8 protein-coding genes are annotated in these 11,441 nt (G+C 70.4%); 7 read left to right on the forward strand and 1 reads right to left on the reverse strand.

The genetic code is table 11. The annotated features are described in order from the left end of the window. Nucleotides 1-333: 333 nt before the first annotated feature. Nucleotides 334-2,661 (forward strand): penicillin-binding protein 1A, encoded by a 2,328-nt coding sequence (locus IS481_RS08890; protein WP_104356767.1) that lies wholly within the window; start codon nt 334-336, stop codon nt 2,659-2,661. Nucleotides 2,662-2,921: 260 nt separating this feature from the next. Then, nucleotides 2,922-4,286 carry a sensor histidine kinase gene (locus IS481_RS08895; RefSeq protein WP_104356766.1) on the forward strand — a complete coding sequence of 455 codons (1,365 nt, stop codon included), beginning with the start codon at nt 2,922-2,924 and terminating at the stop codon, nt 4,284-4,286. A gap of 57 nt (nt 4,287-4,343) precedes the next feature. Here the strand turns inward: IS481_RS08895 and IS481_RS08900 are convergent, their stop codons facing one another. After that, on the reverse strand, nt 4,344-4,841 hold the full coding sequence (locus tag IS481_RS08900) for an acyl-CoA thioesterase (RefSeq protein ID WP_232529512.1): 498 nt from the start codon (nt 4,839-4,841) through the stop codon (nt 4,344-4,346). Nucleotides 4,842-5,479: 638 nt separating this feature from the next. Here IS481_RS08900 and IS481_RS08905 point away from each other — a divergent pair. From IS481_RS08905 to IS481_RS08925, 5 genes are all read left to right on the forward strand, one after another. Continuing rightward, complete coding sequence (locus IS481_RS08905) at nt 5,480-5,632, forward strand: hypothetical protein (RefSeq protein ID WP_165908611.1); 153 nt, start codon at nt 5,480-5,482, stop codon at nt 5,630-5,632. 460 nt (nt 5,633-6,092) lie between these two features. After that, nucleotides 6,093-6,515 (forward strand): arsenate reductase (glutaredoxin), encoded by a 423-nt coding sequence (gene arsC, locus IS481_RS08910; protein WP_104356765.1) that lies wholly within the window; start codon nt 6,093-6,095, stop codon nt 6,513-6,515. A gap of 516 nt (nt 6,516-7,031) precedes the next feature. After that, a complete protein-coding gene (locus IS481_RS08915; RefSeq protein ID WP_104356764.1) occupies nt 7,032-7,346 on the forward strand; it encodes an ATPase with chaperone activity in 315 nt (104 codons plus the stop codon). Nucleotides 7,347-7,429: 83 nt separating this feature from the next. Further along, entirely contained in the window at nt 7,430-9,439 is a 2,010-nt protein-coding gene (locus tag IS481_RS08920; protein ID WP_104356763.1) for an acetoacetate--CoA ligase, read from the forward strand. Nucleotides 9,440-9,929: 490 nt separating this feature from the next. Then, nucleotides 9,930-11,420 carry a M20 family peptidase gene (locus tag IS481_RS08925; RefSeq protein WP_194963350.1) on the forward strand — a complete coding sequence of 497 codons (1,491 nt, stop codon included), beginning with the start codon at nt 9,930-9,932 and terminating at the stop codon, nt 11,418-11,420. Nucleotides 11,421-11,441 lie beyond the last annotated feature (21 nt).

Below are 11,441 nucleotides of genomic sequence, written 5' to 3' on the forward strand. Positions count from 1 at the left end.
GACGCGGGAACGACACCGGCGCTGCCTCGAGGACGAGCAGCCGGCCTCGAGACGGGTCGCCCGAAGGAAGGGTGAAGCCAATGACGCCTTCGGGAAGGGTTCTCTGCGATGCACGCCTGCTGCGACGCGGCACGCGCACCCCTGCTGCCTGACAAGGAGGGCACCGGCGGTCGCGTCCGCACAGAGCTTCGTGGATTGCGTGCAGGGCTGCAAGCTGCAACCGGACGGAGGGCAACGCCGTACCGATGACGGGCATGTCGTCGGGGCGGTCATCGGGCCAGGCGTGCATGGGCCTCCCTCTAGAATGCCGGCATTCCTCCAGTCCGAGCTGCCATGAGTGCCCCGCCTTCCGTAGCGACCGGTCCTGCGCGGCGATGGTGGCACGCCGTGCCGGCCGGCATGCGCGGGGTGCTGCGGGTCGTCTCGGTGGGGCTGGCTGCCGGTGCAGCACTCCTGGCCTCGGCGACGATGCTGGCCGGCATCTGCTACGCCGTGGCCTATCCCCACCTCCCGGACCTGGGCGAGCTTACCGACTACCGGCCCCGTCTGCCAATGCGGGTCTATGCCGCCGATGGCGTGCTGCTGGGCGAATATGGCGAGGAGCGCCGGCATTTCCTGTCGCTCGACGAGATCCCGCAGGTGATGCAGGACGCGCTGCTGTCGGTGGAGGACGCGCGCTTCCACCAGCACGGCGGCATCGACTTCCTGCGCGTGCTGGGTGCCAGCCTGCACAACCTCGTGGCACCGCTGAGCCAGGGGGCTTCGACGATCACGATGCAGCTGGCGCGCAACTTCTACCTGCCCACCGAGAAGACCTTCACCCGCAAGCTCTACGAAGCCATGCTGGCGCTGAAGATCGAGAGCCAGCTCGGCAAGCGGCAGATCCTCGAGACCTACATGAACCAGATCTACCTGGGGCAGCGGGCCTACGGCTTTGCCGCGGCCAGCGAGATCTACTTCGGCAAGCCCCTGCAGGACGTCACGCTCGCCGAGGCGGCGTTGCTGGCCGGCCTGCCGCAGTCGCCGTCGAGGCTCGATCCCCTGGTCAACCCGCAGCGCGCCAAGGCCAGGCAGCTGGTGGTGCTGGAGCGCATGTACCGCAACGGCATCATCACCCGCGAGCAGCGCGACGCGGCAGGTGCCGAGCCGCTGCACTACCGGGCGCGCGAGCAGCTGCCGCCCTATGCCCGCCCGCTGGCGGAGACGGCGCGTCGCATCGTCGTGCGGCAGTACGGCAGCGAGGCGTACACGCGCGGGCTGAACGTGCACCTGACCGTCACCTCCAGCGAACAGGAAGCGGCCTACCGCGCGGTGCGCGAGGCCGTGCTGGCCCATGAACGCGGCCGGCCCTACCGTGGCCCGGAAGGCGAAGTGCGCCTGCCCGACGATCCGGAGGCGGTGGACGAGCGGGTGGCCGAGGCGCTGCGCGCGCATCCGGACCGCGGCGAGCTGCTGGCCGCGGTGGTGCTGGAAGCGCAGCCCGGGCGCCTGCAGGTCATGCTGCGCGACGGCACGACGGTGACGCTGGGCGGGCCAGGGCTTGCGCTGGCCCCCCATGCAGCGACCTCGACACCGCTGCGGCGCGGCGCGATCGTGCGCGTGTGGCAGTCGCAGGCCGGTGCATGGCAGCTGACCCAGCTGCCCCGCGTGGAGGCGGCACTGGTGGCGCTCGACCCGCGCGACGGTGCGGTGCGTGCCTGGGTGGGCGGCTTTGCGCCGCGGCCCGGTGCCGAGGAGCGGGTCGCCCAGGGCGGGCGCGAGGCCGGCACCAGCCTGGCGCCCTTCATCTATGCGGCAGCACTCGAGCAGGGGCATACCGCGAGCACGGTGGTCGAATGGCGGCCCGGGGCACCGGAGGTCGCGGGGCAGGGGGAGGGGACGGTGCCCGAAGCGCGGAACGACGTCGCGCCGCTGGTGCTGCGCCAAGCGCTGGCCGCCGCGCAGCCGGAGACGACCCGGCGCCTTGTCGAGGCGCTGGGACCGGACCAGGTGCAGGCATGGTTGCGTCGCTTCGGCTTCGATCCGGCATCGCCGCCGGACGGTGCGTCGATGACCGCGGGCACCGAGGCGATCACGCCGCTGCAGCTGGCCTCGGCCCATGCCGTGCTGGCCAATGGCGGCTACCGGGTCCGCCCGGTGCTGGTGCGCCGGCTCACCGATGCGGACGGACGGGTGCTGAAGGAGACCTTGCCCCGGCTGCCGGGCGACTCGGCACGGGTCATCGATGCGCGCAATGCATTCGTGATCACCAGGCTGCTGCACGAGGCCAGCCGCATGAACTTCGGTGGCCGGGCAGGGCGCTGGCTGCACCGGCCGGACGTGCAGGGCCATGCCGGCAGCACCCGCGACGGCGGCGATGCCTGGTTCGCCGGCTTCCAGCCCGGTGTCGTGGCCGTGGCCTGGGTGGGCGACGAGCCGCCGCGCCCGCATGGCGAGCGCGATGCGCACGGCAAACCGAGCCTGCCGATCTGGCTGGACTACATGAGGTTTGCACTGCGCGACACCCCGGTCATGCGGCCGGCGGTGCCCGACGGCGTCGTGAACATCGACGGCCAGTGGTACTACCGCGAGTACACCCCCGACAGCGGCATCCGCAGCCTGGATCCGGCGCCGCCCGCAGGGCCGTCGCTGCCAGCCGATTCCCTGCCGAGCGGGGAGTGACGACCCGGTGCCGTGCCTGGCACGGCAGGCCCTGAAGCGCAACACCCTGGCAATCCTGCCGGCTTGCGCCGGCCATCCGCCGCGTCACACTCGGTGTCCGACGACCCGCCGGCGCATCCGGGCCGTCCGCGGCAAGGCGAGCACCACGGCGGGGCGTGCAGAAGTCGCAGGGGCGTGGCCCGCCTGCCGCCGCGCCCCGGACCGCGCTTGCTTCCGTCCGCCGGCATTGTCATCATCGTTGCGCGCTCGCGAACACGCCGATGTATTCCATCCTTCCTGCCCTCGTGGCTGCCCTGTTTCTCGCCTGTGGCCTGTACGTGGCCGTGGACCGCGGGCGCAGCCGCGTGACCGACGCGTTCCTGCTGCTGTGCCTGACCACCGCGGTGTGGCAGGGCACCTGGGCGGTGCTGTTCCAGACCGAGGATGCGGCTGTCGCGTCGGTGCTGGTGCGGGTCGGCTACCTGTTCATCCTGTTCCTGCCGACCGCGCTCTACCAGTTCCTCGCCGAGATCGCCGAGGTGCGCAGCGAGCGGCGCTGGGTCGGCGTGTCGTACGGCGTGGCGGGCCTGCTGGCGCTCACGCTGGTGACGACCGACTGGTTCGTCGCGGGCTACTACCGGTACGAATGGGGCTACTACCCCGAGGCCGGTCCGCTGCACCTGGTGCACGTGGCGCAGACCGCCATCGTCGTGCTGCGCGGGCTGTGGCTGAACGTGCGCGAGCAGGCGCATGCCCCGCCGCTGCAGCGCGCGCGCCTGCGCCTGTGCATCGCCAGCATGTTCATCTACTTCTTCGCGGCGACCGACTACCTCTGCAACTACGGCTACGACTTCTACCCGGTCGGCGTGCTGTTCAACGCGGCCAGCCTGGCCATCATCCTGGTCGCGATCCTCAAGTACGACCTGATGAACAACAACGTGGTCATCGCCACGGTGGCCCACGAGGTGCGCACGCCGCTGGCGACGATCCGGTTGCACGCAGCGGCGGTCGACCGTTACTGGCAGGAGGTGGTGGCCGGCTACCGGCTGGCCGTCGAACACGGGCTGTGCCCCACGGTGCCGACGATGGCGATCGAGGAGGTCGTCCGCCTGCCCGCGCGCATCGCGCGGGAGGTGGATCGTTCCAACATGATCGTCGACCTGATGGTGGCCTCCTCGCGGCTGAGCCGGGTCGACGAGAGCGACTTCGTGACCGCCAGCGCGGTGGCCTGCATCGAGGAGGCCGTCGAGCGCTACCCCTACGGCCCCGGCGAGCGCGAGCGCGTGCACGTGCGGCTGGGCGAGGACTTCGAGTTCTGGGGCTCGCCGGCACTGCTGGTCAACGTGATCTTCAACCTGCTGAAGAACGCGCTGCAGGCGATCAAGCAGGCCGGGCAGGGCGAGGTGACGATCGAAACCGGGCGGCAGGGCGCCCACCCGTGCATCATCGTCACGGACACCGGGCCGGGCATCCCGCGCCAGGTGCAGCGCCGCCTGTTCCACCCGTTCTGGACCACCAAGCGCGGCGATGCGGGCGGGATCGGGCTGGCGTTCTGCCGCAACGTCATGAAGGCGTTCGGCGGCAGGATCCGCTGCGATTCGCGGCCGGGACGCACGGCCTTCACCCTGCAGTTCCCGGCGGCTTGAGCCGCGCCGGCAGGGCGCCTGCCGGCACCCCGGCCGCGCAGCCGCATGCCGCCGCGCTCAGACGGGCAGCGGCGCTTCCGCGAGCTCGTACTCCTTGATGCGTGCCAGCACGTCTTCGGGCAGCCGCTGGATGCGCTTGTCCTCACGGGCGAAGACGATCTGCTGGTAGCCGGTCGACACCAGGGTGTCCTCGACGTGGAAGCGGAACAGCAGGTAGAACGAGCAGCGCGAGACGTTGAACGTGTTGAGGTGGCACTCGACGGTCTGGAACGGGAAGGTCTCGTGCACGTACTCCTGGTGCGCCCGCTTCGTGATGAACACCCCCTGGTCGCGCAGCAGGTCCGGCGCGATGCACTGGTAGAACCAGCGCTCGCGGCAGATGCCCTGCCACTCGAAGTAGCGCGAGAAATAGGTGTTCATGTAGGCGTTCGAGTCCTTCAGGTAGATCTCGATCGCGTGGCGGAAGGTCTTGGGCGCCGCCGGTTCGCAGACCTTGCGCTGCAGGGCGCGGGCGGGAGCCGTGACGGGGCCGCGGTGGGGGGCTTCGATGTACATTGAGTTCTCCTTCAGTTGAAAAGTGCTGTCCGCGACAGCGATATCCGCGGCCCATCGGCCGCAGGCATTCGGTGACTGTGAACTCAAGGGGACGCTTGCCGGGACATCGACCGGCCGCCGGTGCGTCGGCAGCGGCTCCTCCTCCAACGCTGCACGGTTGAAGCCGCCAGGGATCCGTCCGCCGTCGATGCTGTGGGGCGGCGATCCTTGCGTCAAGGCCCGTCGCGGCCCAGGACCGGTCCCTGGCGCGCGGGCTGGGTGCACCGCGAGCGGCTGCGACGGCATGACGGGTGGTGCGGGGCGCTGTGGATGGCACGTGGAGAGGCTCGCTGATGGCAGGTTCATGGCCTGCCTCCATTCGGGGATCCGGGGCAACCGACAGGGCAGGCGGGGCCGGTGGAGCGTCGGTCGCGTGCCGTACATGTCGGCGTTTGCGCGCCAAGCCTGAGGCTGCCACGGCCGAGGCTCGCACCGAGTTGGACGGCCGGCAGGACGTCGCGCGCTGTCTCCGGGACCCCTGTTGCGCATGCTTCACCCGCACGTCCGCTGCACCGCGCAGCGGGTTCGCCTTTCACGGCCCATTCCACGTGCGGTCGGCCAGTGAAGGGAACCTGTCAGTCTTCGCAGGTTCCGCTCGAGTGGGAGCGCCGCACTCGAGCCACCAGCCGGTGTACCAGTTCGAGTTCGTCGACGAGGACGCCCCGGTCCTCGGCGTGGGCATGCCGGCGCAGCCCGACCCCGGCTTCCGGCTGGGCGCCGAGCACCCGCCGCGCTCAACGGCCTGCTCCTGAACCGTTCGAACACCTCGCGCATCGACGCGACCGAGCTGCCTGCGCGTCGCAGCAGCTCGCCGGCCGCGCCACGCTGGCGGCGCCACGGTGCAGCGTCTGGCACCCGGCAAGGTCGGCCCGGTCGATGCGGCCAAGGCGCACCGTTGCGGGTTACGGCACGGGCTGTATCCGCAGCGCCTGCAGTGCTGAGTCCCGGCGCCGGCGCTGGACGCCCTGTCGCGCATCCGGGGCAGGGGGCGTTGACGCCCTCGCGTCGAACGGAACAGGAACGCATCAGCCCCTAGAATGGCCCGGCGCACCCGCCCGTGCGCAGGAAGATCCCCCGCCCGAATGCCCGACTTGGTGGCCGTGTCACTGGCGGATGCAGGATCGGCCCTTCATGCGCTCACCGTCGACCCGCGTGCGCAGTCCCGGGTCGACCGAGCCCGCGGGCAGATGTCTTTGTCCTGAAACAACCCTCATGAGCGAGATCACGATCTATCACAACCCTGCCTGCGGGACGAGCCGCAACGTGCTGGGGCTGATCCGTCACGCCGGCTTCGAGCCGCGCATCGTCGAGTACCTGAAGACGCCGCCGACCAAGGAAGAGCTGCGTCAGCTGCTTGCCGAGATGGGCATCGGCGTGCGCGACCTGTTGCGCGAGAAGGGCACGCCGTACGCGGAACTGGGCCTGTCCGACCCGAAGTGGACCGATGAAGAGCTGCTGGATTTCATCCAGCAGCACCCCATCCTGATGAACCGGCCCGTGGTGCGCACCCCGCTGGGGACCAAGCTGTGCCGTCCTTCGGACGAAGTGCTCGAGCTGCTGCCCGTGGGCAAGCTGGAGCCGTTCGTCAGGGAGGATGGCGAGACGGTCATCGACCACGGGAAGCGGCGCGGCTGAGGCCGCACGCGGCTGGCCTGCCTGGTGCGCCGGCCGGTCAAGGGGCCGGCACTGTCGCGGCATGCCGGCAGCCCCTCTGGTCAGGCGTGGGCGGATGTCCGAGGCTGCGGCTGGGTTCCGTCCGGACGTGTGGCCATGGCCGTTCGGAGAAACCGCTCGCACCTACGCGCCGGCTCGCAGCGAGGGCTGCCGGCCGGCATGCGATGCGCTTGCAGGGCGTTGGTTGCCGGAAGGCGACTCGACGGTCTCCCGGGGGCCGGTTCGTTCGCCTCGGCCCTCGCATCCTGTATTTGACATAACGCACATTCTGGAAAGTAAATCGGATGCCGAGAACAGATCCTGCCGATGCTTCCCCAAGGCCTGACGCCCATGGGCCGCCCGGCTTTCGCATGCGTTGCCCGTTTGCCGGCGCACGATAATCGCGGACCTGCCGTCCGGTCTCGTGCCGGCAGCGTGCAACCCGTCTTCCTCCGCTGCCGTGGCGCATCCGCGGCAGGCTCCTTGCGCAACCGACCCGTGTCCGACGACCACCAGCTGTACATCCCGCCGTCCTTCGTCGATCTCTACGTCGACCCCGGGCGCCTGAAGCCGCGCGAACCGCGCGACGTGATCGCGCAGCGCTACGAGTACTGCGAGGACCTGGCGCAGATGCTCACCGAGACCGCGCGCGACAAGCTCTGGCAGCTCCACGTCACCGAGGCCGACGTGCTCCAGCGCATCCACCAGGGCCTGGCTGGCGGCGATGCCGGCGTCGACGCAGCCGAAGCGCGCTGGGTGGTCCGGCGGCTGGCGGAACTGCTGGGCTGGGACGATCCGTTCCCGTCCGCCTGAGCCGCGCGCTTCGGGCGCATAGCGCACGCGCAAGGGACAAACCCTGAACCACGCGCCGCGGTGCGCCCCGTACGCTGCGGGTCATGAGACCCGCCTACGTTCCACAGCTTCGCCTCTACCAGGACTGGCTGCGCGAGCATCGCGGCCTGTCCTTTCCCGATTTCGAGTCGCTGCGCCGCTGGTCGGTCACCGACCTGGACGCCTTCTGGCGCAGCATCTGGGACTACGACCGCTTCGAGTCCCCGACCCCGTACACCGCCGTGCTGGAAGACGAGCGCATGCCCGGCGCGCGCTGGTTCCCGGGGGCGCAGGTCAATTACGCGCAGCGCGTGTTCCGCCATGTCGGGCCGGCGCACGCGGCCGGGATGCCTGCCATCGTCAGCGACAACGAACGCGGCGAGGCGCGCGAGCTGTCGTGGCCCGAGCTGCGCCGCCAGGTGGCATCGCTGGCGCTGACGCTGCGCGAGGCCGGCGTGCAGCGCGGCGACCGCGTGGCGGCCTACCTGCCCAACGTGCCCGAGACCGTGGTCGCGTTCCTGGCCTGCGCCAGCATCGGCGCGGTGTGGAGCGTCTGCGCGCCCGACATGGGCACGCGTGCCGTGCTGGACCGCTTCCGCCAGATCGAGCCGCGTGTGCTGATCGCGGCCGACGGCATTCATTACGCCGGCAAGGCGATGGACCGCGCGGAGACCGTCGCGGCGCTGCGTGCCGATCTGCCCAGCGTGCAGACCCTGGTGGTGCTGGAGACGCCCTACGCCAGCCGCCGGCTGCCCGCGGAACTGGGCTTTGCCGAGGCCACCGCGCGCGACGACGCGCAGACCGCGGCCTTCGAGCCCGAATGGCTGCCCTTCGACCACCCGCTGTGGATCGTCTACTCGAGCGGCACGACCGGCCTGCCCAAGCCCATCGTGCACGGTCACGGCGGCATCGCGCTGATGGCCGCCGCCAGTGCCAAGCACTTCGACATGGGCACCAGCTACAGCGCCAACAACTGGGGCGAACGCTTCCACTGGTACAGCAGCACCGGCTGGGTGATGTGGAACTGCCAGGTCAACGGGCTGCTGGACGGCGTCACGATCTGCCTGTTCGACGGCAGCCCCTCGGGGTCCAAGGACGCGCCGGACTGGGGCGTGCTGTGGCGCTTTGCGGCGAAACACCGCATCACCTACCTGGGCGCGGGCGCGGCCTTCTATGCCAACTGCATGAAGGCCGGGCTGGACCTGTCGCAATGCGGCGACCTGCGCGCGATCCGGGCGCTGGGCAGCACCGGATCGCCACTGTCGGAAGAGGTGCAGCGCTGGGGCACGGAGCAGTTCGAGCGCATCGGCACCCCCGGGATCTGGTGGAGCAACGTCTCCGGTGGCACCGACTTCTGCGGCGCCTTCATCGCCGGCAACCGCGAGCTGCCGCAGACGCCCGGGCGCATGCAGTGCCGGCAGATCGGCGCGGCGGTCGAGGCCTGGAACGAGGCCGGCCAGCCGGTCATCGACGAGGTCGGCGAGCTGGTCTGCACGCGCCCCCTGCCCTCGATGCCGCTGTACCTGTGGGGCGACCGCGACCATGCACGCTACCTGTCGAGCTACTTCGACGTCTACCCGGGCGTCTGGCGGCACGGCGACTGGCTGCGCATGCTGCCCGACGGCAGCTGCATCATCTACGGGCGCAGCGACGCGACCATCAACCGCCACGGCCTGCGCATGGGCACCAGCGAGATCTACGCGGCCGTCGAGGCGCTGCCCGAGGTGCTCGACTCGATGGTGATCGACCTGGAGTACCTGGGCCGTCCCAGCCGCATGATCTTGTTCGTCGTGATGCGTCCCGGGCACCCGCTGGACGCGCCGATGCAGGCGCGCATCCGCGACGCGATCCGCAACGCCCTGTCGCCGCGCTTCCTGCCGGACGACATCATCGAGGCGCCCGAGATCCCGCGCACCCTGTCGGGCAAGAAGCAGGAAGTGCCGATCAAGAAGCTGTTCCTCGGCCACGAGCTCGAGCGGGTGGTCAACCGCGACGCGATGGCCAATCCACAATGCCTGGCGTGGTACGCGCAGCAGGCGGCGGCCGCGGCCACTACCAGGGATGCCGCCCAATAGCCGTTGAATGACAACGAGATATCCATGATTTCTCGAGTTTTACATCAACAAATGTTCAAGTAAAACTTGAAGTCGTCTTCGGGTTGGCGCCGCTGGAGGCCCTGCGCCGTGGAAGCGCTTGGGCCGGCGTGGGACGCGTCGTAGACCGCCCCGGCCTGGCACGACGGGTGTCGACGAGGAGCTGCGCGCCCCTCGAAGTTGCGGGCGAGCACGGGGGCAGGATCAGCCGCTTGCCGTCCCAGCGTCGCCCGCTGGCTGGCGCCGCCGGCGGTGCAGCACGCCGCCCTGCACTTCCACCCGGTCGAGAGCCGCTTCGGGGGCCCGTCGGGTGTCGCAGTGGCGGATCGACCGCTTCGCGCGGGTCGAGCTGCATCGCTTGCTGGCCCCGGTCAAGCCGCTGTCGAGCTGACGCACCATCCGTGGGAAGCCCGATGCGGCGCGCCGCAGGGGCTTCCTATACTGCGCACGATCGTTCGTTTCCGGAGCTGTCGTGCGCATCACTGGCTGGACCGTCCTCAAGCGCCTGATCCTGGGCCTTCTGCTGCTGATCCTCCTCCTTGCGGCCGCCGTTGCGGTCAACACCTGGCGACAGGGCTCTCGACAGGTCGACGTCCCGGCCATCGCACCGCTGCCGGTCGACGAGGCCGGGCTGGCGCAGCGCCTGGCCGGCGCGATCCGCGCGCGCACGGTCTCCTCGGCCGACGATCCCGAGCTCAACGCCGACCAGTTCCGGCTGCTGCACGAGCACCTGCGCCAGAGCTATCCGCGCGTGCACGCCACGCTCAAGCAGGAGGTCGTCAACGGCCTGAGCCTGCTCTACACCTGGCCCGGCAGCGACCCGCAGGCCCGCCCCATCCTGCTGATGGCGCACCAGGACGTGGTGCCGATCGCGGCCGGCACCGAGGGCGACTGGACGGTGGACCCGTTCGCCGGCGAGATCCGCGACGGCTACGTCTGGGGGCGTGGCGCCTGGGACGACAAGGGCAACCTGGTCGCGCAGCTCGAGGCCATCGAGATGCTGCTGGCCGAAGGCTTCCAGCCGCGCCGCACCATCTACCTCGCCTTCGGCGCCGACGAGGAGGTCGGCGGCCAGCGCGGCGCGGTCGAGATCGCGAAGCTGCTCGCCTCGCGCGGCGTGAAGCTCGAGTTCGTGATCGACGAGGGCCTGCTGATCACCGAAGGCGTGATGCCGGGCCTGTCGAAGCCCGCCGCGCTGATCGGCATTGCCGAGAAAGGCTACCTCTCGGTGGTGCTGCGCGTCTCGGCCACGCCCGGCCATTCGTCGATGCCGCCGCCGCGCGGCAGTGGCGCGATCGCGATGATGAGTGCCGCGCTCAAGCGGCTCGACGACGAGCAGCTGCCGGGCGGCCTCCGCGGCGTGGCGCGCGAGATGTTCGAGACGCTCGCACCGGAGATGGACGGCTTCGGGCGCGTGGCGCTGTCCAACCTGTGGCTGTTCGGCCCGCTGGTGCAGAAGCAGCTGGAGGCCGGCGCCAGCACCAACGCGATGCTGCGCACCACCACCGCGCTGACGGTGGTGCATGCGGGCAACAAGGACAACGTCGTCCCCGGCCGAGCCGAGGCCACGGTCAACTTCCGGCTGCTGCCGGGCGACACGCAGGCCTCGGTGATGGAGCACGTGCGGCGCGCGGTCGGCAGCGACCGCTTCGAGCTGCAGGTGCTGTCGGGCAACGCCGAGCCCTCGCCGGTGTCGCCGACGCAGTCGCCGTCGTACCAGCTGATCCAGCGTACCGTGCGCGAGGTCTTCCCCGGCACCATCGTCGCGCCCGGCCTGATGATCGCGGCCACCGACTCGCGCCACTTCACCGGCATCAGCGACCACATCTACCGCTTCTCGCCGGTGCGCGCCCGGCCGGAGGACCTGCCGCGTTTCCACGGCACCAACGAGCGCATCGCCACCTCGAACCTGGCCGAGCTGGTGCGCTTCTACCACCGGCTGGTGTCGCAGGCCACCCGCTAGCCACCCGGTCCGGGCCCGGGC

The organism is Caldimonas thermodepolymerans, assembly GCF_015476235.1.
GTDB lineage: Bacteria > Pseudomonadota > Gammaproteobacteria > Burkholderiales > Burkholderiaceae_C > Caldimonas > Caldimonas thermodepolymerans.

Coding starts and splice junctions, on each gene's coding strand:
- IS481_RS08890 (WP_104356767.1), top strand. CDS start 334: ATGAGTGCCCCGCCTTCCGTAGCGACCGGTCCTGCGCGGCGATGGTGG.
- IS481_RS08895 (WP_104356766.1), top strand. CDS start 2,922: ATGTATTCCATCCTTCCTGCCCTCGTGGCTGCCCTGTTTCTCGCCTGT.
- IS481_RS08900 (WP_232529512.1), bottom strand. CDS start 4,841: ATGTACATCGAAGCCCCCCACCGCGGCCCCGTCACGGCTCCCGCCCGC.
- arsC (WP_104356765.1), top strand. CDS start 6,093: ATGAGCGAGATCACGATCTATCACAACCCTGCCTGCGGGACGAGCCGC.
- IS481_RS08920 (WP_104356763.1), top strand. CDS start 7,430: ATGAGACCCGCCTACGTTCCACAGCTTCGCCTCTACCAGGACTGGCTG.